Raw genomic sequence first — 25,393 nt, 5'->3', positions numbered from 1 at the left:
GAGCATTACTTGATGTTGGCAGACGCTTTGCGAACCTGATCGACGACCGATTGCGGCAGCGGGATGTAGCCCATCGAGTCGGCGATCTTCTGACCTTCGGTCAGGCTGTACTCGACCATGTCACGCAGGGCCTTGGCCTTGGCCGGGTTGCCGTTGTCCTTGCGGAAGATCATCCAGGTGTAGGTGGTGATCGGGTAGGACTTGGCACCGTCCGGGTCCGGCAGCCAGGCCACCAGGTTTTCCGGCATTTTCACGGCGGCGAGCGCCTCGGCACCGCTTTCCGCGTTCGGCACCACATACTGGCCGGCCTTGTTCTGCAGCACGGCGAAGTCGACCTTGGCGAGTTTGGCGAAGCCGTATTCGATGTAGCCGATGGAGCCCGGGGTCTGGCGAACGGTGGCGGTCACGCCATCGTTTTTCGGCGACTTGATGAACTTGTCGCTGCCAGGCCAGTTGACGGTGTTGCCCTCGCCCAGCTCTTTCTTGAAGTCGGCGTTGATGGCCGACAGGTGCTTGGTGAATACGGCGGTGGTGCCGCTGGAGTCAGCGCGCACAACAACGGTGATCGGCAGGTCGGGCAGTTTCAGCTCAGGGTTGGCCGCGGCGATCTGCGGATCGTTCCACTTGGTGATCTTGCCCAGGAAGATGTTCGAGTAAACGTCGCGCGGCAGCTTAACGCCCTTCGGGTTGCCTGGCAGGTTGTAGGCCAGCACGATTTCGCCTGCCGTCATCGGCAGCAGCTGCACGCCTTCGGCGACCTTGGCGATATCGGCGTCCGACATCGCCGAATCGCTGGCAGCGAAGTCGACGGTCTTGTTCAGGAAATCCTGTACGCCGGCACCGCTACCCTTGGATTGGTAGTCGACGGTGACGCCGGGGGTGTTCTTGCTGAAGTCCTTGAACCAGCTCAGGTAGATCGGGGCCGGGAAGCTGGCACCGGAGCCGGTCAGGCGCACGTTTTCCGCGGCGAAGGAGACGGAACTGGCACAAAGAGAAACCGTGACGGCGATGGCGGCAGACTTGAATAGCTTTTTCATTGGGGACTCCTTGTGAGCGGGAGTCCGCACTTTGCATCAATCCTGTGACGCTTTTGTGACAGGTACTGGCTGATCGCCGCACTGCGCTTTTAAAACGTTGAAAGCCTTTCGCGCCAGCACGAAAAAGCCCCGCCGAAGCGGGGCTTTTATTGAGCCGTGGGGTGACAGTCAGGCGGTAGCGCGGTAGCTGCCATCGCGGCCACGACGGGCCCACATCATCTTGGCGGCAGTCGGGTTGATCGGCGCGCCGGTGAAGGTCGGCAAGCTGCGATCGATCCACTGGGCGCCCTGCCCCTTCCAGTTGATCTCGCCACTGATCAGCTTGCTGTCACGCTGAATCTCATGCAGCAGCGCCTGCACGCGGGTTTCACAGAACACGGTCTGGCGGTCGATGGCTTTGACGAAAGCCACTTCACCATCCTTGCGCAACGTCATCAGCAACATCCCGTCGGGGCGCTTCTTGAAATCGATGGCGTAGTCCGGGAGGCTTTCGATCAGATGCTGGATGGCGTATTGCATGGCTCTTACCCTCTGAGTGGTGTTCCTTGTACGAGGGATATTGCAGAGTGCATGCCAGCTATTAAGAAAAGCTAAGAGCCTGATTTAAAAGGACTATTTAGATTAAAAAAAGAAATGAACTTTGCATCCTGCACGATAACCAGATTCTGGTCGTGCAAGATGCAATGTCGAATAGGAGAAGGATTACTGTATAGATAGGTAAATGGCGCAGAAGTGCCCTGCCTCCCGACACAAGGTAATCCATGACTAAGCCCACCCTGATCATCATCGACATGCAACGCGGCATGCTCGAGCCGGCCGCCGGCGAGCGCAACAACCCCGAGGCTCCGGCACGCATCGCCGAACTGCTAAAGGCCTGGCGGCTGGCCGGCGCGCCGCTGGTGCATGTGCGGCATATCTCCAGATCACCAGACTCACCGTTCGCGCCTGGCCAGCCAGGCGTGGAATTTCAGCCCGCGCTACGGCAGCTGCCCCATGAACATGTGGTCGAGAAGAATGTGCCCGATGCCTTTATCAACTCCGGGCTGGAGCGCTGGCTGCGGGTGCGGGACATCCAGTCGCTGGTGATCGTTGGCGTCAGCACCAACAACTCCGTTGAAGCAACCGCACGTTCGGCAGGCAACCTGGGGTTCGCCACCCACGTGGTCGCCGATAGCTGCTTCACCTTCGCCAAGACCGACTACCACGGCGTGCGGCGCAGCGCCGACGAGGTGCATGCCATGGCCCTGGCCAATCTGCAGGATGAGTACGCGCAGGTAATAGAAAGCCAAGCAGCGCTAGCACTACTCAAGCAACTATAAGAAAGGATTGAGGCAGCCATGAACGGCCGCCTCGGCATGAGGATCAGAAGCGCGGCTTGAGCGCCTTCCAGCTCGGATCGTACTTCTGCATCTGGGTCACGTCATTGCGCGAGCGGATGCCGCAGGTCAGGTACTGGTCGTTGAGCTTGGCCAGCTGGTCGTAATCCAGCTCGACGCCCAGACCCGGCGCACGGGTCAGCGCCACGCAGCCGTCGACGATGGGCAGCTTGCCGCCCTTGATCACTTCTTCGTCCGGCTCCTGCCACGGATAGTGGGTGTCGCAGGCGTAGGACAGGTTCGGCACCGCCGCCGCCACATGGGTCATGGCCATCAGGCTGATGCCCAGGTGCGAGTTGGAGTGCATCGACACGCCCAGGCCGAAGGTGTCGCACATGCGCGCCAGGATCTGCGTGTCGCGCAGGCCGCCCCAGTAATGATGGTCGGCCAGCACGATCTGCACGCTGTTCAGCGCCACGCTGCGGCGGAACTCGTCGAAGTCGGTGACCACCATGTTGGTCGCCAGCGGGATTCCGGTGCGCTTGTGCACCTCGGCCATGCCTTCCAGGCCGGGGCACGGGTCTTCGTAGTATTCCAGGTCATCGCCCATCAGCTCGGCCATGCGCAGCGAGGTTTCCACCGACCAGTTGCCATTCGGGTCGATACGCAGCGGCGCCTCCGGGAAGGCCTGGCGCAGCGCCTTGATGCACGCCACTTCATGCTCCGGCCCAAGCAAGGTGCCGGCCTTGAGCTTGATGCTCTTGAAGCCGTTCTCTTCGATCATGGTGCGCGCCTGCGCAACGATCTGTTCGGGGCTGATGCCCTCGCCCCAGCGGTCCGGCTTGTAGGGCGAGCCCACGTGCTCGGCGTACTTGAGAAACAGGTAGGCGCTGAACGGCACACGATCGCGCACCGCACCGCCAAGTAGATCCACCAGCGGCATGCCCAGGGAACGCGCCTGCAGATCGAGAAAGGCCACCTCGAAAGCCGAATAGGCATTGGCCACCTGCTTGCTCGGGTGCGAGCCCGGCGCCAGTTCGGCGCCCGCGGTGCCTGGCTTGAGCGTGGCTACGGTCTTCACCACACGAGCGCGCAGGCCGTTGAGGTCGAATGGGTCCAGGCCGACCAGCGACTCCTGCATGGCCTGCAGCACACTGAGCACCGGCACATCGCCGTAGCTTTCGCCCAGGCCGATGTAACCGTTGTCGCTTTCCACCTCGATGATCGAACGCAATGCGTAGGGCTCGTGGATGCCGCTGGCGTTGAGCAAAGGTGCGTCACGAAAGGCAATCGGCGTCACGCGTACCTGTTTGATCCTCATCATTCAAATTCCTTGTACTGGTAATAGCGGCGCTGGCCCGGCCAGCGCCCATGCATGTCAGGCCGGCGATACGGCCGGTTTGGGGCTCACGCCGTTGCCGCTGCCCTTGGCGCTTTTGCTGGTCTTGGTCATGAACACCAGGATGCCGGCGACCAGCGAGACCACGGCCAGGCCGATCAGCCCGCCTTCGATGGAGCCGGTATGCTCTTCCAGATAACCGAAGGTGGCCGGCGCCACGAAACCGCCCAGGCTGCCCACCGAGTTGATCAGGGCGATCACCGCCGCGGCGATACGCGCATCCAGATAAGCCTGGGGAATCGGCCAGAACAACGAGGAAGCCGCCTTGAAGCCGATCGCCGCGAAGCAGATGGCGATAAAGGAGAATACCGGCCCGCCGGTGGTGGACATGAACAGCCCGAACGCCGCGATCACGAACGCCGCCGAGGCCCAGGCCTGCTGCCATTTGTAGCGTGCTGCCAGGGCCGCGAAGGCGTACATGGCCAGCACCGAGATGATCCAGGGAATGGAGTTGAACAGGCCGACCTCGAAATCGCCCAGCCCGCCCATGGAGCGGATGATGCTCGGCAGCCAGAAGGTGCAGCCATAGATGGTCAGCGAGATCGAGAAGTAGAGGAAGCAGAACAGCATGATCTGCGGGTCACGCAAGAGCTTGAAGGCCGAGTGCTTGACCGTGCCGGTCTCGCCTGCGGCCAGTTGGCGCTGGCGCTGCTCTTCGTCGATGCACTCGCTCAGCGCCTGGCTTTCCTCGCGGCTCAGCCACTTGGCGTCCTTGGGCAGCGAGTCCAGCCAGAACCACACGAAGCCACACAGCACCACCGAGAACATGCCCTCGATGAAGAACATCCACTGCCAGCCCTTCATGCCCAAGCCGTCGATCTGCAGCAACGCACCCGAGAGCGGCCCGGAGATGATCGAGGCGATCGCCGAGCCACTCAGGAAGATGGCCATGGCCTTGCCGCGCTCGCCGGCCGGCAGCCACTTGGTGAAGTAATAAACCACGCCTGGGAAGAACCCGGCCTCGGCGACGCCGAGCAAGAAGCGCAGGATGTAGAACCAGGTTTCGTTGGGCACGAAGGCCATCGCGGTAGCGACGATGCCCCAGGTGAACATGATGCGGGTCAGCCACACCTTGGCGCCGTAGCGCTGCAGCAGCATGTTCGAGGGCACTTCGAACAGCGCGTAGCCGATGAAGAACAGGCCGGCGCCTAAGCCATAAGCAGCGGCTCCGATACCCAGGTCGGTTTCCAGGTGACTGCGCACAAAGCCGATATTCACCCGGTCGATGTAGTTGACGATGAACATGACCACGAACAGCGGCAGCACGTGGCGTTTCACTTTCGAGACCGCGCGGGCGACAACCTGCGGGTCGGCTGAACCTTGGACGTTATTCAATTGGGGCGACTCCCGATCATTGTTTTTGTGGGATGCGCTGATCATGTACGCGGGTATTGATCCCGTCTAATCTATATTGGCATTCGATTGATACCTGGATTAGATCAATGTTCGAGCTCGCCCAACTACGCTGCTTTACCACCGTCGCCACCGAACTCAACTTTCGCCGCGCCGCCGAACGGTTGAACATGACCCAGCCGCCATTGAGCCGGCAGATCCAGCTGCTCGAACATAGCTTGGGCGTCGAGTTGTTCACCCGCAGCACGCGCAGCGTCGCGCTCACCGCCGCCGGCCGGGCGTTCTTCATCGAAGCGCAGAACCTGCTGGAGCGCGCCCATCAGGCCGCCGCCTCGGCGCGGCGCTTCGCCGCCGGCGATATCGGCTCGGTGAGCATCAGCTTCGTGGGCAGTGCGGTGTACGAGTTCTTACCCCGGGTGATCGCCGAAGCGCGCCTCAATCAGCCTCAGGTGAAGATTTCCCTGAGCGAGATGAACACCCACCAGCAACACGAAGCGCTGCGCACCCGGCGCATCGACCTGGGCATCGTGCGCCAGCCACTGCTGCAGGCCGGCTACGAAAATGAATGCCTGGTACGCGAACCCTTCGTGCTGGCCATCCCCCGGCAGCACCCGCTGGCCGCGGTCGGTCAGGTAAGCGTCGGGGATCTGGATGGCGCGCCCTTTCTGATGTACTCCCACGCCGCCTACCCACCTTTCAACGAGCTGCTGACCGGTATGTTTCGCTCGGCCGGTGTGGCCCCGGAATACGTGCAATGGCTGGGCTCGTCACTGACCATCCTGGCCCTGGTCAACGCCGGCATGGGCCTGGCCCTGGTACCGCGCTGCGCCACCAACGTGGTGTTCAAGGACGTGTGCTTTCGTGAGATCGACCTCGGCGAAGGTATCCAGAGCGAGCTGCACCTGACCTGGCGCAGCAACAACGACAACCCCGCCTGCCTGATGCTGCTCGAAGCGATCAGGGCAGCGGTGGCGGCGGAGATGCATTGAAGGTCGGGATTTGCTCAGTTGCAGTGGTCAGTGAAGCGTCCACTGGATGCGAAAGAGCAGCGACTGTGGAGTATGCGAAGAATGTGGGAGCGCGCCATGCGCGCGAACTCCCATCAGCTGCCCCAGTTATCTGAACAGGCATACCGAGTCGCTGTAACTGCCTTTCGCGGGCATGGACTGGGCGCCCCCGCCCTCTCCCACAGATAGGACAGAGGTCGCGGACCGCTGAATCCTTCGCCTATGCGAAGCACAGGCGAAGCGCGAAGCTTTAAAAGTCTATCGACTCAAATCCACTGATCATTACGCTTACGACGCACGCGCAGCATGGTCGGCAGTATCAGGCCCAGCAGCAGGCCGGCGCCGGCGATGCTGCCGCCGTAGACCATATAGCGCATCAGCACCTGTTTCTGCTCGCTGCCCAGCTGGGCCTGGGCTTCGCGCAGTTCCGAGCGGGCCTGGTTGAGTTCGATATCTTGGGCGCTGCGGCTCGCTTCCAGTTCGTCGATCAGTTTCTTGCGCGAGTCGAGGGTCTCCTGCATGCCCTGCACGCGGGTTTCCCAGGTTTCGTTGATGTTCTTGAGCTCGGTGCTCAGTTCGGTGACCTTCTGCTCCAGCGCCGGCAGTCGCTCGGCCTGGCCGGGCACTTCCTGCAGGTCGCTGTTGGGAATCCACACCGCATCGCCGTTCTCGCCACGCACCTGGCTGAAGTCGCCCTGGGTGCGCAGCAGCTGCACGCGAGTACCGGAGCTCAGGGTACCGACGATGCGGTAGCCCTCGGTCGGGCCACTGCGCACGTAGGTGTTCAGTTTGTCGCTGACCCAGCGCACGTTGTCGCTGGCTTGTTGGGCATGGGCTGGTGCTGCAATCAGCAGCAGGCCGGATAGAACACAGGTCCCCAGCGCGCGAACGGTCGGCAGGGAAAAGGATGCAGAAAAGGGGCGGGCTAGGGACATAAAAACCATCTTCACTCGGCGGTGGAACACAATGCGACGCAGCGCGCGAACGTCGGCCAGGCGAATTGTTGTAACCGGCGCGAAAGTGGCGCAACGCCATGCCTGCCACCGGTTTGGCCGACTGCTGAAAGACCGCAGCAGATCGGTCGGGTTCCTCAGCGCCCAGCAGATTGGCGGCGCACCAGCGGATGATCGGCGCGCCGCCTTCGTCCCTTACTTGCCGACGGCCAGCCCCTGTTCACCAGCCGCGCGCCGCCCGTGCCACAGCGCGAGCAGCAGCGCCAACGCCGGAAACGCTGCGCCTGCCAGCGCCGCGCCCTGCCAGCCGTAGCTCTCGTAGATCGGGCTGGCGATGGCCGAGCCGCTGGCACCGCCAATAAAGATGCTGGTCATGTAAAGCGCGTTGAGACGCGCTCGGCTGTTCTGCTCCAGGGCATAGACCTCGCGCTGGCCAAGCACCATGTTCAGCTGCACGGCAAAATCCAGCAGCACAGCGCACAGCACCAGACCGATTACCCCGCCTAGCGGGCCAGCCAACGTCAGCGCGAAGGCCAGCGGCGCCAGCACGAGGGCTACCAGCGTGGCGCGGCGGGTGTGACCGGCATCGGCCAGGCGCCCGGCAATCGGTGCGGCAATAGCGCCGATGGCACCGACCAGGGCGAACAGCGCCACGTGCGTCTGGCTGAAGCCGTAATGGCGCACCAGCTCCACCGGCGCCACCGTCCAGAACAGGCTGAACGAGGCGAACATCAGGCCCTGGTACAGCGCGCGCTGACGCAAGGTGGCGTAACGGCGCAGCAGGCCGAACAGCGACAGCAGCAGATGGCCGTAATGACCGCGGTTATCCGGCGCATGGCGGGGAATGGTGGTGGCGATCACCGCCACGATACCGAGCATCAGCGCCGCCGCCATGAAGTACACCGCGCGCCAGCCAAAATATTCGGCGATCAGGCTGGCCACCGGCCGCGCCAGCAGAATGCCCAGCAGCAGACCGGCCATGATGTTGCCCACCACCCTACCCCGGCTCGTCTCTGGCGCCAGGTGCGCGGCCAGGGGAATCAGCATCTGCACCGATACCGAGCTCAGGCCGATCAGCAGCGACAGCGCGAGAAACACGCCGGGCGTGCTCGAAAAGCCTGCCAGTAGCAGGCAGACCATCGCCGCCAGAGTGGTCAGCAGCATCAATCGGCGGCTTTCCAGCAGGTCGGCCAGGGGCACCAGAAACAGCAGGCCGACGGCGTAGCCGATCTGGGTCAGCGAGACGATCAGGCTGGCCTGGTGCATCGACAGGCCGACCGCAGGCGCGATCAGCTCGATGATCGGTTGGGCGTAATAGAGGTTGGCGACGATGGCGCCGCAGCAGAAGGCGAACAGCAGCACCAGCGCCGGCGAAAGGCTGTTGGGCTGGCTGGAGGATGATGTGCTCATGATGACCTCGCGATGAGACGGCCCGGACCGGGCGCGGATCGCTCAAACAGATGAAGAATCAGTGGAGCCCGGGCGCTGCGCTTCGCGATTGCCCAGGGTTGATAAAAGGTTACGACGCCTGCCGCCTCGGCAGAATCCACCAGCGGCGCAACGCTGCGTTGCACCAGGTCGAACACTGCCACCGCTGCTCAACCTGCCAGCACCTCGCGCAGGAACTCGACGAAAGCAGCCACCCGCCGCGAGCCACGCTGATTGGGCAGATACAGCACGCTGATCGCGCCACTGGCCGAGCCCGGGCTGACAGAGTAGGACTGCAGCACGCGTAGCAGCCGGCCGCTGGCAACATCCTCGCGGACCAGCCAATCGGCCAGCAGCGCCACGCCCTGCCCAGCCAGCGCCGCCCCACGCAGCACGTCGGCGTTGTTGCTGTGCAGGCGACCGCGCACCGCCACCTGCTGTATCTCCCTGCCGGCGCTGAACTGCCAGCTTTGGCCGGCAGCGCCGTAATCGAAGCGCAGGCAGTCGTGCGCCAGCAGGTCCTGCGGCGCGCTGAGCGGCTCATGGCACGCCAGATACTCCGGGCTGGCCACCAGCCAGCGCTGGAACTGGCCGACACCGAGGCTGACCACATCGTCGCTGACCAGCGTGCTGCCCAGGCGCACCGCGACATCCACACGCTCGCCGAGCAGGTCGACCACCTCATCGCTCAGGCGCAGATTCAGCTCGAGCTGCGGATGCCGGTCGAGCAAACGCCCGAGGCGCGGCGCGATGATCCGCCGGCCAAACTCCACCGGCACGCTGACATTCAACCGGCCCCGCGCCTGGCTACCGCGATCGGCGATGGCCGCATCGGCTTCTTCAAGCGCCTCAAGAATCGCCACCGCTTTGGTGAAATACGCCTGCCCGGCCTCGGTCACGCTGACCTGCCGCGGGCTACGGTTGACCAGCACACTCTGCAGCTCGGTCTCCAGGCTGCTGACCAGCCGGGTCACCGACGAAGTCGCCACGCCAAGAGACCGCCCAGCCGCGGAAAACCCGCCACAGCGCACGGTTTCCACAAAGGCTTTCAAGGCCATCAGTTTATCCATACCTGCCTCCCCGCCTCGCTCGGCGGCAATTTGCTCGGGCATCGTCCGCCACGGTCACAACGACTCGACGAGAAAATCGATCAGCGCCTGCAGCCGCGCGGTGCGTCGCTGACGGGCCGGCACCAGCAGATTGATCGGCGCACCGTCGAACGTCCAGTCCGCCAATACGCGCAACAAGCGCTGACTGGCGATGGCCTCGCTGACATCCCATTGCGAGCGCAATAGCAGGCCTTGATCCTGCTCGGCCCACTGGCGGGCGACGCCACCATCATTGCTGAGCATCGCCGGCTCGATCCGCAGGGTGCGCAACGTGCTGCCCTTGCGCAGGTGCCAAAGCGTTACGTCATCGTCGTTTTCACGAATGCAGATGCAGCGATGCTGCGCCAACGCCTCGGGCTCCAGCGGAACGCCGTGCCGCTGGAGGTAGGCCGGACTCGCACACAGCCAGCGCTGATTGTCAGCAAGCAGGCGAGCGGCCCAGGCCGAATCGTCGACATGACCGATGTGGATGACTGCGTCACTATCGTGCCGGTCCGGCCACGGCGCCTCACGTAGATCCAGTTGCACCTGCACCTGCGGATGCAGCCGGGCGAAACGAGCCAGCACCGGTGCCACGCGTTTGCGGCCGTAGCCAAAGGGCGCGGCCAGACGCAGGGGGCCAGCCAACTGGGCGTCTGGCTGGCGGAAAGAATCGGGCAGCGCGTCGAGGCGTTCGAGCAGCGCCGCGCTTTCCCTGGCAAAGCGCTCGCCTTCCAGCGTCAGGCTCAGGCGCCGCGCGTCGCGATTGGCAAGGGCCACGCCCAGCCGAGCCTCGAGTTTGCGCAAACGCATCGATAGCGCCGGCGCCGAGACGTTGAGCGCACGAGCCGCGGCACTGAGTGAGTCAGCCTTGGCCAGGGTGGCCGCCAGGCGTAGATCCTCGATGGCGATCATTAATCAGCACTTAATGAAAGATGACAGCTGATTTAACCACAGGCTTGGCTCACCGCCCTAAAGTGCCGTCACTACCCGCCAGGAGTTCATCATGATCATGCCTCCCGCAACGTTGCAGACGCCCGCCGCCCTTCTCGACGTGCCGCGCCTGGAGCGCAATATCCAACGCATGCAGGGGCGCATGAACGCCCTCGGCGTGCGTCTGCGCCCCCATGTCAAAACCAGCAAGTGCCTGCCGGTGATCGCCGCGCAGATCGCTGCCGGCGCCACAGGCGTGACCGTTTCGACGCTCGGGGAAGCGCAGCGGTGCTTCGAGCACGGCATCGACGACATTCTCTATGCGGTCGCCATGGCCCCGGACAAGCTGCCTCAGGCCCTTGATCTGGCGCGCCGTGGCTGCCGGCTCGGGCTGCTCACCGACAGCCTGCAGGGCGCCCAGGCCATCTCCCGCTTCGCCAGCGAACAGGGGCAAGCCTTCGACGTCTGGATCGAGATCGATTGCGACGGCCACCGCGCCGGCCTGCGCGCCGACGAGCCGGCCCTGCTGGCGGTTGCCAGGGTGATTGCCCAGGGCCGGCTGTCGCTCGCTGGCGTTCTGACCCATGCAGGCTCCAGCTATGCACTGAGTGATCCCCAAGCACTGGCGCAACTGGCCGAACAGGAGCGCCTGGCCTGCGTCACCGCCGCCGAGCGCCTGCGTGCCGCCGGGCTGCCCTGCCCCGACGTCAGCGTCGGCTCCACCCCAACCGCCCTGTCGGCCCGTGAACTCGACGGCGTCACGGAAGTGCGCGCGGGCGTCTACGCCTTCTTCGACCTGGTGATGTACAACATCGGCGTCTGCCAGGCCGAGGAGCTGGCGCTGAGCGTGCTGACCCAGGTGATTGGTCACCAACCGGACAAGGGCTGGATCATCGTCGACGCCGGTTGGATGGCCATGAGCCGCGACCGGGGCACCCAGCATCAGAAACACGACTTCGGCTATGGCCAAGTCTGCACGCAGGCGGGTCACTGGATCGACGGCATGCTGCTCAGCGCGGCCAATCAGGAGCACGGTATCGTCACTCTGCCCGGGGTGAGTGGCGCCGAGCTGGCCAGGCGATTTCCGCTGGGCGCCCGCCTGCGTATCCTGCCCAACCATGCCTGTGCAACGGGCGCGCAGTTCCCCCATTACCAGGCGATCAGCGCCTGTGGCGAAGCTCGTCCGTGGAGTCGCTGGCATGGCTGGTAAGCTGATAACCCAGGTGCATAGCAACCAGGCGGCGCCTCCCGGAGGCCACTATGCCCAGGCCATCGGCCATGCCGGCCTGCTCTACGTATCAGGGCAACTGCCGGTTAGGGCCGACGGCAGGCACCAGCCCGAGCAGCCGTTCGTGGAACAGGCCCGGCGTGCCCTTGGCAACCTCCTGGCGATCCTCGATGAGGCCGGTTCCAGCCCCGACGACCTGCTGAAAGTCACCGTGTATCTGGTGGGAGTGGAGCACTGGCCGGCCTTCGACCAGCTGTACCGGCAACTGATCGGAAGCCACCGCCCGGCTCGCGCCGTGGTACCGGTAGCCGGTCTGCACCATGGTTACCTGGTGGAAATAGATGCCATCGCCCGCTGCGATACCACCTGAGCTAGCGCAAGGCGAGCTGCATGTGAGTGGTTTGCCAGACTGGATCGGCTTCGATATCCAGCACCTCGAAATCCTGCCGCTCCCAAAAACGGACGGCGCCCGGCAAAAAGGGATGGGTGTGCAGGTAGAGCATTTCTACGCCCTGGCTGACGGCGTGCTCGCGCAGGTGACGAAATAGCCGTGCGGCCAGGCCAGTACGTCTCATGGCCGGCGCCACGAACAGCCGCACGATCTCCACCGTGCGCACGCCCCGGTAGTCGAGCTGGGCGAAGCGGTGGTCGTATGGCAAGTAGCCCACGGCCGCTACGATGTCGCCTGCGCAGCGTGCCAGCCAGAAAGCGCCCGCCTCGCCCTGCACGTAAGTCTCGGCAAAACGCTGCAGGTCGGTCGGCAGCACGCTGTTATCGAGCATCGGGAAGATCTCGGCGCGGGCTGCCATCACGAAACGAATCGCCTCGTCGATGTCTGCTGTGCTGGCTCGGGCTATCTCTATGCGGGAAGTCGTCATCGTTGAACCTGAAGCAGCCAAACGCCTGCCTTGAAAGGCTGCGCAACATAGCGCGCGCCTCTAGCGCCGCACAAGCACACGCACATTGCAGGCAGCTGGGGCACCAATGGCCCGCCAGCTTGTCACTGCAAGCCTGGCGACGGGAATCGGCGCGACATTTGTCCTTGAGCCCCGCCGCCGTTCTCGTTATAAGTCCCGCTAATTTTCCAAGGCCCATCAGGCAGACCATGAGCCAAGCTGATCTCCTCGACCAAGACCCCGTGTTCCAGCTCAAAGGCAGCATGCTGGCCATCACCGTGATGGAGCTGGCGCACAACGACCTGGCCCGCCTCGATGCGCAACTCGCCGAGAAGGTCGCCCAGGCGCCCAACTTCTTCAGCAATACGCCGCTGGTCCTGGCCCTCGACAAACTGCCACGCGAGGAAGGTGATCTCCATCTTGGCGAGCTCATGGCCCTGTGCCGCAAGCACGGTCTGCGCACACTGGCCGTGCGCGCCAGCCGCGAGGAAGACATCGCCGCCGCCAATGCTCTGGATCTGCCGGTACTGCCGCCGTCCGGCGCCCGCGAGCGGGTCATCGACCCGGCGCCCAAACCGGTCGAGCCGCCCAAGCCGGTGGAACCCGAGGTCAAGCCGACCCGCGTCATCACCAGCCCGGTGCGCGGCGGCCAGCAGATTTACGCCCAGGGCTGCGACCTGGTGGTGCTGGCCCCGGTGAGTGCCGGTGCGGAACTTCTAGCCGACGGCAACATCCATGTCTACGCCCCAATGCGTGGCCGGGCACTGGCCGGCGTCAAGGGCAACCGGCAAGCACGAATTTTCTGCCAGCAGATGGGCGCCGAACTGCTCTCCATCGCCGGCCAGTACAAGGTTGCCGAAGACCTGCGCCGCGACCCGAACTGGGGCCGCGCCGTGCAAGTCAGCCTGATGGGCGACGTGTTGAACATCACCCGTCTTTAACGGATACTGCCCGGCACTTTTAACTGTCACACAGGGCCCTCGAACGCCTCTGGGCGGGCTGTCAAAACAATCATCGGCCACACCTGGCGAGCACCGCGCACGCCGCCGCCGAGCGATTCTTTCGACAGACCGCCAATCGCGGCAGGTTCCTGCTTTTATTCATTTTTAGGGTGAATCACCTTGGCCAAGATCCTCGTAGTCACTTCCGGCAAAGGTGGCGTCGGTAAAACCACCACCAGCGCTGCCATCGGTACCGGTCTCGCCTTGCGCGGCCACAAGACCGTCATCGTCGACTTCGACGTCGGCCTGCGTAACCTCGACCTGATCATGGGCTGCGAACGCCGCGTGGTGTACGACTTCGTCAACGTCGTCAACGGCGAAGCCACCCTCACCCAGGCCCTGATCAAGGACAAGCGTCTGGAGAACCTCTACGTGCTGGCCGCCAGCCAGACCCGTGACAAGGACGCCCTGACCCAGGAAGGCGTCGAGAAGGTCATCGCCGAGCTGTCGCAGAACTTCGAATACGTGGTCTGCGACTCGCCGGCCGGTATCGAGAAAGGCGCCCACCTGGCCATGTACTTCGCCGACGAAGCCATCGTGGTCACCAACCCGGAAGTTTCCTCGGTACGTGACTCGGACCGTATGCTGGGCCTGCTGGCCAGCAAGTCGCGCCGCGCCGAACAGGGCGGCGAGCCGATCAAGGAACACCTGTTGCTGACCCGCTACAACCCTGAGCGCGTCACCAAGGGCGAAATGCTCGGTGTGGAAGACGTCGAGGAAATCCTCGCCATCCGCCTGCTCGGCGTGATCCCCGAATCCCAGGCGGTGCTCAAGGCTTCCAACCAGGGCGTGCCGGTGATCCTCGATGACCAGAGCGATGCCGGCCAGGCATACAGCGACGCCGTGGATCGCCTGCTCGGCAAGGAAGTGGCGCACCGCTTCCTTGATGTGAAGAAGCAGGGCTTCCTGCAACGCCTATTCGGAGGTCGCGAATGAATATTTTCGACTTCTTGCGTTCGCGCAAGAAGGAAACCACAGCCTCCATCGCCAAAGAGCGCCTGCAGATCATCGTTGCCCACGAACGTGGCCAGCGCACCCAGCCCGACTACCTGCCTGCCCTGCAGCAGGAGCTGGTCGAGGTGATCCGCAAGTACGTCGCCATCGATTCGGATCAGGTGCAGGTCGCCCTGGAAAACCAGGGCAGCTGCTCGATTCTGGAATTGAACATCACCCTGCCGGATCGTTAAACGAACCGGCAACGAAGCCTGAACGAGATGGCGGCCCTGGTGGCCGCCATTTTGCTGTCACAAGCCTGCCTGTGGGAGCGGATTTATCCGCGAGCTCTTATAGGCCAAGCGCATCGCGGATGAATCCGCTCCCACAGAATCTGTACACGCCTATGCCGCTCAGCCAAATCGAAATCGTCCACCAGGATGCCGCCCTGCTGGTGATCAACAAGCCCACCCTGCTGCTCTCGGTGCCCGGCCGCGCCGAGGACAACAAGGATTGCCTGGTCACACGCCTGCAGGAAAACGGCTACCCCGAGGCGCGCATCGTGCACCGCCTGGACTGGGAAACCTCGGGGCTGATCGTGCTGGCACGCGACGCCGACAGCCACCGCGAGCTGTCGCGCCAGTTTCACGACCGGGAAACCGAAAAGGCCTACACCGCGCTGTGCTGGGGCTCGCCCGAGGGCGACAGCGGCAGCATCGACCTGCCGCTGCGCTACGACCCGCCGACCAAGCCGCGCCACGTGGTCTGCCACGAACACGGCAAGCACGCCCTGACCTTCTGGCGCGTACTGGAACGCCACGCCGAACACGCCCGCGTCGAGCTGACACCGATCACCGGCCGCTCCCACCAGCTGCGCGTGCACATGCTGTCCATCGGCCACCCACTACTCGGCGATGGCCTGTATGCCCACGAACAAGCCCTGGCCGCCTACCCGCGCCTGTGCCTGCACGCCAGCATGCTCACCCTCACCCACCCACAAAGCGGCGAACGCCTGCGCTTCGAGTGCCCGGCGCCGTTCTGATAAGTACCCGCTAGCCAGGGCAACTCAATGCCCGCGAAAGCATCACGGGCACGGCCTGGGCATCCCGCCTGCTCCCATGGGGGGAATGCACTTAAATCGAGCGACCAACGGTCACGCCAAAGCACTTAAATAGAACACATAAGTCGTGATGGCACATTGGCCAAAAAGTTCAGTAAATAACCCCATATCTTGTGTTTATGCGAACCTGCGAAACCACCCGGCAAAAGCCCTAAAAAAATCTACCTGCGGCATTAATGCCCATGCCCGGGCGAGCGCCAGCAACCATGGGCATTTGCGCCACTTACCCCGGCATAACCCACAGATTTATCCACAACCCAAAGGGCTTGCCTTGCTGCCCACACCGCACTATCTTGTATCCCCAGTTTGCCAGACCCCTATATGTTGGGTTTCTGGCCAAAATGGACCCAAGCACAAATGTGCTGATGAAGTCCATGGCCCAAGCCCTTTTTTGCCAGGGTGGCGGCAACTCGGATACAGCGGCAGCGAACGAGCCGATCGTTCGTGCCACACGCAATACCAGAGGCTGCGCCCACACTACATCTAGTGGCTGCTTGCAGCAGGAAGCACCAGTTAACGCCAGGGATGAAGCGTTCCGGCAATCGAACAGTACCGACCGTCGCTGAGCCGCACGCCAGCCGGTCCATCACCGCCTTTTTGCAACACCCTGCTGCCCGCCTCGTGCAGGCGCAGGCTTTGTCGATTGGAATGAACGCCAGGTACCACGTCGATCAACGACACAACGCTTCGCCCCGAAAATTTCATTGATCATGGAGACCTTCATGCACACCGACACCACTCGTGAGAACCCTCAGGCCAATGTGCCTCAGGGCGACGCCCCTCAGGATCTGGCCGCTACCGCGCCGGGCCAACTGCGTGTGATCAAGCGTAACGGCACCGTGGTGCCTTACACCGGTGACAAGATCACCGTAGCCATCACCAAGGCGTTTCTCGCAGTGGAAGGCGGCAACGCCGCCGCTTCGTCGCGCATCCATGACACCGTCGCGCGCCTGACCGAGCAGGTCACCGCGACCTTCAAGCGCCGCATGCCGTCCGGCGGCACCATCCACATCGAAGAGATCCAGGACCAGGTCGAACTGGCCCTGATGCGCGCTGGCGAGCAGAAAGTTGCCCGCGACTACGTGATCTACCGCGAAGCCCAGGCCAACAAGCGCAAGAACGCCGACGCCGGCAGCGCCATCGCCGAGCCGCACCCGAGCATCCGCGTCACCCTCGCCGACGGCAGCCTCGAGCCGCTGGACATGGGCCGCCTGAACACCATCATTTCCGAAGCCTGTGAGGGCCTGCTGGAAGTCGACGGCGCGCTGATCCAGAAAGAAACCCTGAAGAACCTGTACGACGGCGTGAACCAGAAGGACGTCAACACCGCCCTGGTAATGACCGCCCGTACTCTGGTCGAGCGCGAGCCGAACTACAGCTACGTCACCGCCCGCCTGCTGATGGACAACATCCGCGCCGAGGCCCTGGGCTTCCTGGGCATCGCCACCAGCGCTACTCACCACGAGATGGCCGAGCTGTACGCCAAGGCCCTGCCGGCCTACGTCGAAGCCGGTGCGAAGTTCGAGCTGCTCGACCCGAAACTCAAGGAATACGACCTGGAGAAGCTGGGCAAGGCGCTGAACCACGAGCGCGACCAGCAGTTCACCTACCTGGGCCTGCAGACCCTGTTCGACCGCTACTTCATCCACAAGGATGGCGTGCGCTTCGAGCTGCCCCAAGTGTTCTTCATGCGCGTGGCCATGGGCCTGGCCATCGAAGAGCCGAAGAACCGTGAAGAGCGTGCCATCGAGTTCTACAACCTGCTCTCCTCGTTCGACTACATGGCGTCGACTCCGACCCTGTTCAACGCCGGCACCCTGCGCCCGCAGCTGTCGTCGTGCTACCTGACCACCGTGCCGGATGATCTGTCGGGCATCTACGGCGCCATCCACGACAACGCCATGCTGAGCAAATTCGCTGGCGGCCTGGGCAACGACTGGACCCCGGTGCGCGCGCTGGGCTCCTACATCAAGGGCACCAACGGCAAATCCCAGGGCGTCGTGCCCTTCCTCAAAGTGGTCAACGACACCGCCGTGGCGGTCAACCAGGGCGGCAAGCGCAAGGGCGCCGTGTGCGCCTACCTGGAAACCTGGCACATGGACATCGAGGAATTCCTCGAGCTGCGCAAGAACACCGGTGACGACCGTCGTCGTACCCACGACATGAACACCGCCAACTGGATTCCGGACCTGTTCATGAAGCGCGTCTTCGAAGACGGCAAGTGGACCCTGTTCAGCCCGAGCGAAACACCGGACCTGCACGACCTGACCGGCAAGGCCTTCGAAGAGCGCTACGAGTATTACGAAGCCCTGATCGAGTACGGCAAGATCAAGCTGTACAAGACCATCCAGGCCAAAGACCTGTGGCGCAAGATGCTCTCGATGCTGTTCGAGACCGGCCACCCGTGGCTGACCTTCAAGGACCCATGCAACCTGCGCAGCCCCCAGCAGCATGTGGGCGTGGTCCACAGCTCCAACCTGTGCACCGAGATCACCCTGAACACCAACAAGGACGAGATCGCGGTCTGCAACCTGGGCTCGATCAACATGGTCAACCACATCGTCGACGGCAAGCTGGACACCGCCAAGCTCGGCCGCACCGTGAAGACCGCCGTGCGCATGCTCGACAACGTCATCGACATCAACTACTACAGCGTGCCGCAGGCCCGTAACTCCAACCTCAAGCACCGTCCGGTTGGCCTCGGCCTGATGGGCTTCCAGGACGCCCTGTACCTGCAGCACATCGCCTACGGCTCCGACGCCGCGGTGGAGTTCGCCGACCGCTCCATGGAAGCGATCAGCTACTACGCCATCCAGGCCTCCTGTGACCTGGCCGACGAGCGCGGCGCCTACGAAACCTTCAACGGTTCGCTGTGGAGCAAGGGCATCCTGCCGCTGGACTCCCAGCAGATCCTCATCGAAGCCCGTGGCGCCAAGTACATCGACGTCAACCTGGACGAAACCCTGGACTGGGCGCCGATCCGTGAGCGCGTCAAGAAAGGCATTCGTAACTCGAACATCATGGCCATCGCGCCGACCGCGACCATCTCCAACATCATTGGCGTGTCGCAGTCCATCGAGCCGACGTACCAGAACCTCTACGTGAAGTCGAACCTCTCCGGCGAATTCACCGTGATCAACCCCTACCTGGTTCGCGACCTCAAGAACCGCGGCCTGTGGGACCCGGTCATGGTCAACGACCTGAAGTACTACGACGGCTCCGTGCAGCAGATCGAGCGCATCCCGCAAGACCTGAAAGACCTGTACGCCACCGCCTTCGAAGTCGACACCAAGTGGATCGTCGATGCTGCCAGCCGTCGCCAGAAGTGGATCGACCAGGCGCAATCGCTGAACCTGTACATCGCTGGCGCTTCGGGCAAGAAGCTCGACGTGACCTACCGCATGGCCTGGTACCGTGGCCTGAAAACCACCTACTACCTCCGTGCCCTGGCCGCCACCAGCACCGAGAAGTCCACCATCAACACCGGCAAGCTCAACGCCGTGTCCAGTGGTGGCGACCAAGGCCTCAGCGCAGCCCCGGCTGCCGCACCGGCCACCCAGGCCTCCCCTGGCCCGGCTCCGGTTCCGAAGGCTTGCGCCATCGACGAGCCGGACTGCGAAGCCTGCCAGTAATGGCCTAGCCGGCTGCAGCCACTGCAGCCGGCACCGATAACCCAAGAGCCGGGGTACAGCCCCGGCCCCTGATAATCAGCCGTAGCGCTCTGCGTGCACCGCAAGCTACCGACCGATTAGCCACAATCCACACAGGCCGGCCCTTCGCCGGCCTCTCGAGCAGGAGCCCCACCATGCTGAGCTGGGATGAATTCGACAAGGAAGACGGCGCCGAAGCCGCCTCCCCCGCCAAGAACAACGCTGTACAGGCCGGCGCCGACATGAGCCTGGAAAAACTCAACCAGGTCGGCGGCAATGCCGCCCTCGAAGCCCGCGCCGTCGACGCCAGCGACTCCGCTGCCGTAGCCCGCGCCAAACAAGCCCTCAACGACCTCGACATCCAGGAAGGCCTGGACGAGCTCGAAGGCAGCTCCGCGCGCGTGGAAGTCGGCGACAAGCAGATGATCAACGCCCGCGCCGACCTCAACCAGCTCGTACCCTTCAAGTACGACTGGGCCTGGCAGAAGTATCTGGATGGTTGTGCCAACCACTGGATGCCCCAGGAAGTGAACATGACCGCGGACATCGCCCTGTGGAAGTCCGCCGACGGCCTGACCGAAGACGAGCGCCGCATCGTCAAGCGCAACCTGGGCTTCTTCTCCACCGCCGACAGCCTGGTTGCCAACAACCTGGTACTGGCCGTATACCGCCTGATCACCAACCCCGAGTGCCGCCAGTACATCCTGCGCCAGGCCTTCGAGGAAGCGATCCACACCCACGCCTACCAGTACTGCATCGAATCGCTGGGCATGGATGAAGGCGAAATCTTCAACATGTACCACGAGATCCCGAGCGTCGCGAAGAAAGCCTCCTGGGGCCTCAAGTACACCCGTTCGATTTCCGATCCCAAGTTCGAAACCGGCACCCCGGAAACCGATCGCCAGTTCCTCAAGAACCTGATCGCCTACTACTGCGTACTCGAAGGCATCTTCTTCTACTGCGGCTTCACCCAGATCCTCTCCATGGGCCGCCGCAACAAGATGACCGGCACCGCCGAGCAGTTCCAGTACATCCTGCGTGACGAGTCCATGCACCTGAACTTCGGTATCGACATGATCAACCAGATCAAGATCGAGAACCCGAGCCTGTGGGACGCCACCATGAAGGACGAGGCGACCCAGATGATCCTGCAGGGCGCCCAGCTGGAAATCGAATACGCACGCGACACCATGCCGCGCGGCGTACTGGGCATGAACGCCGCGATGATGGAAGACTACCTCAAATTCATCGCCAACCGCCGCCTGACCCAGATCGGCCTGAAAGAAGAATACCCAGGCACCACCAACCCGTTCCCATGGATGAGCGAGATCATGGACCTCAAGAAGGAGAAGAACTTCTTCGAGACCCGTGTGATCGAGTATCAGACTGGCGGGGCGTTGAGCTGGGATTGATGCCAATTTGAAATCACGCTAAATTCACCCAACACCTGCCATGGATGTTGGGGTTGAAGCTTAATAAAGAGCCCCGCCTAGTGCGGGGTTTTTTATGGAAATACTAATGCTAGAACTATCAAAGACCGTACTACAAAGTAGTGTATGGAAGAATACTCTTGGGATAACTGACACTGACCATTCTATTGATATTGAAAGGTTAAGAAATTCATTTATACAATTTCGCGAACGCGCGGCTCAGTTAGCGAATGAAATCAGGACCGACCTTCCTGAACTCACAATCCATGACATAACTCACCTCGACTCTCTATGGGAGACAGGATCGCAAATCATTGGTGAGAATTACAAACTCACACCTACTGAAGGTTATGTTCTAGGCGGAGCAATTCTTTTGCACGATCTAGGAATGTCAATTGCAGCGACACCAGGCGGCGCAGAATCCTTAAAAAACACTCAGCGCTGGATTGACTTAATTCATAGCACATATCAGACAAGCATGGGCCGACAGCCCACGCTAGAAGAGGTTCAGTCCCCTCCCGCTGACATCTATAAAACTGTAGTATTCGAACTGCTTCGTAGAATCCATGCTGAGAATGCAGAGAAGCTCGCCTTTTCTACATTCAACTACAAGGGCACAAATTTATACTTAATCGAAGACCCAGAAATTAGACAGAGTTTTGGCAGAGTAATTGGGGAGATTGCACACAGCCACTGGTGGTCTATAAGTGAAATAGAGCGTCGCTTTACAGATCAGATTGGTTCTCCACCGTGGGCCTCTGCAAGTGACTGGCACGTCAACCCTTTAAAGCTAGCGTGTATTCTTCGAGCAGCCGATGCAGCCCATCTAGACGCCCGTAGAGCCCCAACTTTCGTTAGAAGTCTTACCACACTCAACTCTACATCCGCTCAACACTGGGACTTCCAAGAAAAACTATTAAAACCTTATTTAAAAGAAGATGCCCTGATTTTTACAAGTGGCGAAAGCTTCCCACTGCAAGAGGCTAGCGCCTGGTGGACATGCCTAGATAGTCTCCGAATGGTCGATAAAGAACTGAGAAATATAGATGCGCTCTTGACTGAGCATTCCGAGCCACGATTCTCAGCTAAAAGAGTTGCCGGCGCGGACCAACCAGAGCGTCTAGCAAAATATATAAGAACTCAAGACTGGCACCCAATCAATGCAACCATCAGTATATCCGACATACCAAATATAATTAAAAGCATAGGAGGAGAAGAGCTCTATGGAAAAAATCCACAAGTACCACTAAGAGAGCTAATACAAAACTCAAGCGATGCAATTCGTGCTAGGCGTTATTACGAAGACAGAACAGAAGACTATGGTGAAATTGTCGTCGAGCTAACGGAACTCAACAGCAGTCATTGGCTAACAATTAGCGACAATGGCACCGGAATGTCCATGACTGTTCTAACCGATTTTCTGCTAGATTTTGGGAAAAGTTTCTGGTCCTCCAATAGGGTTCATGAGGAATTTCCTGGATTGCTCTCGTCCGGATTTAAGTCAACAGGAAAATATGGAATAGGTTTTTTTTCGGCTTTTATGATTTCCGAAAAAATCAAAGTCATCACTAGACATGCTGAATCTGCAAAAAAGGACACGCTTGTACTTGAATTTGGCTCTAGCCTCAGAGAGCGCCCTATTTTGCGCCCTGCCTCATCGGAGGAGTGTATTAGAGATGGAGGAACCAAAATATGTCTTCAACTAAGAACTCCGCCTACCCATAAGGGCGGAATTTTATACACTAACGACGAGCAGTCTATATCCCTTAATGACTTGTGTACTTTCTTAGCACCTGCTACAGACGCCACCATATACACAATTGAGAATGGAACCAGAACCTTAACAGCAAAAGGAAATGACTGGAAGGAAATAGACGGAAAAGAACTGCTTAGCCGACTTCAAACCAGACATTTTAATATCTTTAAAAAACAAAATCTGCCCTTAGACACGCAAGAGAAAATCTCTCAAAACATAAGGCCTATAAAATCTTCTGATGGAGAAATAATAGGAAGAGCATGCATTAGCTCCTCGTTCGCAGAACATGATGCATATATCCGAGGCGCACTGGTAATTGGCGGCCTCGAGGCCTGCTTACTTTGGGGGATATGCGGAATACTACTAGGCAAACCACTAAGAGCTTCCAGAGATGAATCTGAGCCTCTTGCAACCCCAGAAGAACTATCTACCTGGGCATCAGAGCAAGCTCATCTTGTCCCTAACTTATTCCCCGAAAAGCAAGACCAGCTAGACTGCGCAGAGACAATATTAAATTGCGGCGGAGACTCCGGCCCACTTCCCATATGCAGATTCAAAGATCAGTACTATTCCGAGGAAGAGCTATCACAACTAACACTTCCCGAGGAACTAATCATAATACCATCTTACGAAATATATAGTGCAACAAGGAACATAGAGAACCCAAAATTAAACAACAACATCATTACCTGCTCCACATCACTATCCAGCCACATAATTCACTCAAGAAACCCTTTCATAAGCAGCAATAATTACTTCGAATCATCAATACACGGCAAGAAGAAGATAATACACCGCGTTCTTCGTGCAATAGCAAAAAGCTGGAATGTCGAGCAAGAAACCTTAATAGATTTCGTGATCAGGGAAAATGATGAGGACACGGTATTGATAGGAAATAGTCCAAGCGGCCCAATCTTGGCTGAAGGGGTTATGGTTACAAAGGCTGACTTCTTAGCCCAGCGGTCACCATCGAATGATGGAAAATCATCAGCCACCCTTTCATCGTAAGATAGGGCGGACGGATATAACAGGTAGTCCGGACAATCAGCGCAACGGCGGATGAAGAAATTTCATCCGCCCTAAATAACTGAAGTAGCAATATCTCAGACGACGCCAAGCGCCTCGTCAGCGAGTAGCCTGGACAACCGCAAACGGTGGATGAAAAAGCGTCATCCACCCTACGCCGCAATATCCACCGCGTAGGGTGGACAACGCGAAGCTTGTCCACCATGGTTCAGGCAACACATGGCTCAAGGACGAGCGACCATGCCCAACTACCGCCGCGCTCGCGCTCCCGGCGCTACTTACTTCTTCACCGTCAACCTGCGTGATCGCCGCAGCGATCTGCTGATCCGCGAGATTGATCTGCTGCGCGAGACGGTACGAGCTACGCGGGCTCGGCACCCCTTTCATATCGATGCCTGGGTGGTGTTGCCCGACCATATGCACTGCCTGTGGACACTACCGCCGGGCGATGCCGACTTTGCCCTGCGCTGGAAAATCATCAAATTCGCCTTCACCAAACGCCTCCCGGTCACCGAAACACGCACGGCTAACCAGCAACGCCGCGGCGAGCGCGGTATATGGCAACGACGTTACTGGGAGCATCTGATCCGCGATGAGCGGGATTACCGGCACCACTTCGATTACATCCACATCAACCCACTGAAACACGGTCATGTAGAGCGCCTTGAAGATTGGCCGTATTCGAGTTTTCACCGGGCAGTGGCAATGGGCGTCTATCCCGCCAGTTGGTGTGTAGAGCCCGAGCGGGATGACCATAATTACGGCGAGTAAGGGTTCGACGTCATATTGCGGTGGTGGATGAAAAAAGCGTCATCCACCCTACGTGATTCAGGCCAACAAACGATCAATCAACGCCTGCTCATACTCGTTGAGCGGCTGATCCTCATAGAGCTTGTCAGAGGCCGCGACCAACGCCCGCCCCTCGACTTCACGCCCACTGTCGCCATACACATGCCCAAGGTTCTCCAGCGACTGCAGGTTGCCGTGCTGCGAGAAGGAAATCAGATACCAGCGCTCAGCCGCCTCCAGCTCGCCCAGACGATGATAGGCCACCGCCAGATTGTGCTGGGCGTAGACGTGGTCGGATTGCAGGGCCTGCAACAGCGCCTGCTTGGCCTGCTGGTAATCCTCAAGCTGCAGATATAACAGGCCGAGATTGTTGTAGCCGTCGACATGCCCCAGTTCGGCGGCGCGTCGGTAGGCCTGCTCGGCCTGCGGATAGCGCTCGGCGTGCAAATGGATGTCGCCGAGCAGATTCAGGGCCTCCGGGTGACCATGCCGCACGGCGTTTTCGAGGTGCTCGACGGCGGCATCGTGATCGCCGTCCTGGTAGGCCATGCTGCCAAGGTAGAAGTGGCTGCGGGGGCAATCGTACTTGGCGGCCTGCTGGAAATAATGGCGGGCAGCATCATGATCGCCTTCCTGGAAGGCCATGGTGCCAAGGTTGTAATGGCTGCCCGGATAATCGTGCTCGGCAGCCCTCAGGAAGTGCCGGCGGGCGGCGTCCAGGTCATCTTGCTGATAGGCCATGATGCCGAGGTTGTAGTGGCTGCCGGGATAATCGTGCTCGGCAGCCATCTGAAAGTGTCGACGGGCGCCGGCGCGATCTTCACGGGCCAGGCTCACCGCGCCAACGCCGTTCATCCAGCGCGGGTCGGCAGGACACGCCTTGGCAAGGGTCTGGAAATGCTCCAGCGCGGTGTCCAGATCCTGCTCGCGAAACGCCGCCCATGCCTGCTCATTGAGCGCCGTCGCCTGCTCGTCACTGAGCGTCTTTTTCTTCGTGAACCACATGGTGTTTCCTGCCTTGCAAGGGCCGGCCATTTTAAAGGCGCGTAT

At 60.8% G+C, this 25,393-nt stretch carries 22 protein-coding genes; 12 read left to right on the top strand and 10 right to left on the bottom strand.

Going from position 1 to position 25,393, the window contains the following annotated elements; genetic code table 11:
• Positions 1-5: 5 nt before the first annotated feature.
• A complete protein-coding gene (gene pstS / locus BM279_RS09710) occupies positions 6-1,037 on the bottom strand; it encodes a phosphate ABC transporter substrate-binding protein PstS (protein WP_013790900.1) in 1,032 nt (343 codons plus the stop codon).
• 168 nt (positions 1,038-1,205) lie between these two features.
• The gene (locus BM279_RS09705; RefSeq protein ID WP_027904981.1) at positions 1,206-1,556 is read right to left on the bottom strand and encodes a DUF3509 domain-containing protein; all 351 of its coding nucleotides are present in this window, start codon (positions 1,554-1,556) and stop codon (positions 1,206-1,208) included.
• A gap of 242 nt (positions 1,557-1,798) precedes the next feature.
• Between BM279_RS09705 and BM279_RS09700 the strand changes: the two genes are divergently transcribed.
• Complete coding sequence (locus BM279_RS09700; RefSeq protein WP_093503221.1) at positions 1,799-2,356, top strand: cysteine hydrolase family protein; 558 nt, start codon at positions 1,799-1,801, stop codon at positions 2,354-2,356.
• Positions 2,357-2,399: 43 nt separating this feature from the next.
• Here BM279_RS09700 and BM279_RS09695 read toward each other — a convergent pair whose 3' ends face one another.
• Together BM279_RS09695 and BM279_RS09690 are read right to left on the bottom strand one after the other, a co-directional pair.
• Entirely contained in the window at positions 2,400-3,674 is a 1,275-nt protein-coding gene (locus BM279_RS09695; RefSeq protein ID WP_093503529.1) for a glucarate dehydratase family protein, read from the bottom strand.
• A 57-nt stretch (positions 3,675-3,731) separates the two neighbouring features.
• Complete coding sequence (locus tag BM279_RS09690; protein WP_093503219.1) at positions 3,732-5,087, bottom strand: MFS transporter; 1,356 nt, start codon at positions 5,085-5,087, stop codon at positions 3,732-3,734.
• Between the two features lie 107 nt (positions 5,088-5,194).
• On the opposite strand from BM279_RS09690, the gene BM279_RS09685 reads away from it, so the two are divergent.
• Positions 5,195-6,094 (top strand): LysR family transcriptional regulator, encoded by a 900-nt coding sequence (locus BM279_RS09685; RefSeq protein ID WP_093503217.1) that lies wholly within the window; start codon positions 5,195-5,197, stop codon positions 6,092-6,094.
• 284 nt (positions 6,095-6,378) lie between these two features.
• Here the strand turns inward: BM279_RS09685 and BM279_RS09680 are convergent, their stop codons facing one another.
• From BM279_RS09680 to BM279_RS09665, 4 genes are all read right to left on the bottom strand, one after another.
• Positions 6,379-7,047, bottom strand: a complete 669-nt coding sequence (locus BM279_RS09680) for a TIGR04211 family SH3 domain-containing protein (RefSeq protein ID WP_093503215.1) — start codon at positions 7,045-7,047, stop codon at positions 6,379-6,381.
• Between the two features lie 213 nt (positions 7,048-7,260).
• On the bottom strand, positions 7,261-8,475 hold the full coding sequence (locus tag BM279_RS09675; RefSeq protein ID WP_093503213.1) for an MFS transporter: 1,215 nt from the start codon (positions 8,473-8,475) through the stop codon (positions 7,261-7,263).
• Between the two features lie 188 nt (positions 8,476-8,663).
• Positions 8,664-9,563, bottom strand: a complete 900-nt coding sequence (locus BM279_RS09670; RefSeq protein WP_093503211.1) for a LysR family transcriptional regulator — start codon at positions 9,561-9,563, stop codon at positions 8,664-8,666.
• Between the two features lie 54 nt (positions 9,564-9,617).
• Positions 9,618-10,496, bottom strand: coding sequence for a LysR family transcriptional regulator (locus BM279_RS09665; RefSeq protein ID WP_093503209.1), 879 nt, complete (start codon positions 10,494-10,496; stop codon positions 9,618-9,620).
• A gap of 91 nt (positions 10,497-10,587) precedes the next feature.
• Between BM279_RS09665 and BM279_RS09660 the strand changes: the two genes are divergently transcribed.
• Together BM279_RS09660 and BM279_RS09655 are read left to right on the top strand one after the other, a co-directional pair.
• Entirely contained in the window at positions 10,588-11,724 is a 1,137-nt protein-coding gene (locus BM279_RS09660; RefSeq protein WP_093503207.1) for an alanine racemase, read from the top strand.
• Positions 11,714-12,112 (top strand): RidA family protein, encoded by a 399-nt coding sequence (locus BM279_RS09655; RefSeq protein WP_093503205.1) that lies wholly within the window; start codon positions 11,714-11,716, stop codon positions 12,110-12,112. The genes BM279_RS09660 and BM279_RS09655 overlap by 11 nt, the downstream gene beginning before the upstream one ends.
• A gap of 1 nt (position 12,113) precedes the next feature.
• Here BM279_RS09655 and BM279_RS09650 read toward each other — a convergent pair whose 3' ends face one another.
• Positions 12,114-12,620, bottom strand: coding sequence for a GNAT family N-acetyltransferase (locus BM279_RS09650; RefSeq protein WP_093503203.1), 507 nt, complete (start codon positions 12,618-12,620; stop codon positions 12,114-12,116).
• A gap of 227 nt (positions 12,621-12,847) precedes the next feature.
• Between BM279_RS09650 and minC the strand changes: the two genes are divergently transcribed.
• From minC to BM279_RS09610, 8 genes are all read left to right on the top strand, one after another.
• Positions 12,848-13,579, top strand: coding sequence for a septum site-determining protein MinC (gene minC, locus BM279_RS09645; protein ID WP_093503201.1), 732 nt, complete (start codon positions 12,848-12,850; stop codon positions 13,577-13,579).
• A gap of 180 nt (positions 13,580-13,759) precedes the next feature.
• Entirely contained in the window at positions 13,760-14,575 is an 816-nt protein-coding gene (gene minD, locus BM279_RS09640; protein WP_013790889.1) for a septum site-determining protein MinD, read from the top strand.
• A complete protein-coding gene (minE, locus tag BM279_RS09635) occupies positions 14,572-14,826 on the top strand; it encodes a cell division topological specificity factor MinE (protein WP_013790888.1) in 255 nt (84 codons plus the stop codon). The genes minD and minE overlap by 4 nt, the downstream gene beginning before the upstream one ends.
• A 152-nt stretch (positions 14,827-14,978) precedes the next feature.
• Entirely contained in the window at positions 14,979-15,614 is a 636-nt protein-coding gene (locus BM279_RS09630) for an RluA family pseudouridine synthase (protein ID WP_027904616.1), read from the top strand.
• Between the two features lie 800 nt (positions 15,615-16,414).
• Entirely contained in the window at positions 16,415-19,324 is a 2,910-nt protein-coding gene (locus BM279_RS09625) for a ribonucleoside-diphosphate reductase subunit alpha (RefSeq protein WP_093503199.1), read from the top strand.
• A gap of 173 nt (positions 19,325-19,497) precedes the next feature.
• A complete protein-coding gene (locus BM279_RS09620) occupies positions 19,498-20,754 on the top strand; it encodes a ribonucleotide-diphosphate reductase subunit beta (protein WP_093503197.1) in 1,257 nt (418 codons plus the stop codon).
• A gap of 94 nt (positions 20,755-20,848) precedes the next feature.
• On the top strand, positions 20,849-23,536 hold the full coding sequence (locus tag BM279_RS09615; RefSeq protein ID WP_093503195.1) for an HD domain-containing protein: 2,688 nt from the start codon (positions 20,849-20,851) through the stop codon (positions 23,534-23,536).
• A 258-nt stretch (positions 23,537-23,794) separates the two neighbouring features.
• Positions 23,795-24,325: an REP-associated tyrosine transposase gene (locus BM279_RS09610; RefSeq protein ID WP_093503193.1), complete on the top strand. Its 531-nt coding sequence runs from the start codon at positions 23,795-23,797 to the stop codon at positions 24,323-24,325.
• A gap of 57 nt (positions 24,326-24,382) precedes the next feature.
• Here BM279_RS09610 and BM279_RS09605 read toward each other — a convergent pair whose 3' ends face one another.
• Positions 24,383-25,348, bottom strand: coding sequence for a tetratricopeptide repeat protein (locus BM279_RS09605; RefSeq protein WP_093503191.1), 966 nt, complete (start codon positions 25,346-25,348; stop codon positions 24,383-24,385).
• Positions 25,349-25,393 lie beyond the last annotated feature (45 nt).

The organism is Phytopseudomonas straminea (assembly GCF_900112645.1).
GTDB lineage: Bacteria > Pseudomonadota > Gammaproteobacteria > Pseudomonadales > Pseudomonadaceae > Aquipseudomonas > Aquipseudomonas straminea.
The sequence above is the reverse complement of the archived record's forward strand: the minus strand, read 5'-3'. Positions and strand labels throughout refer to the sequence as shown.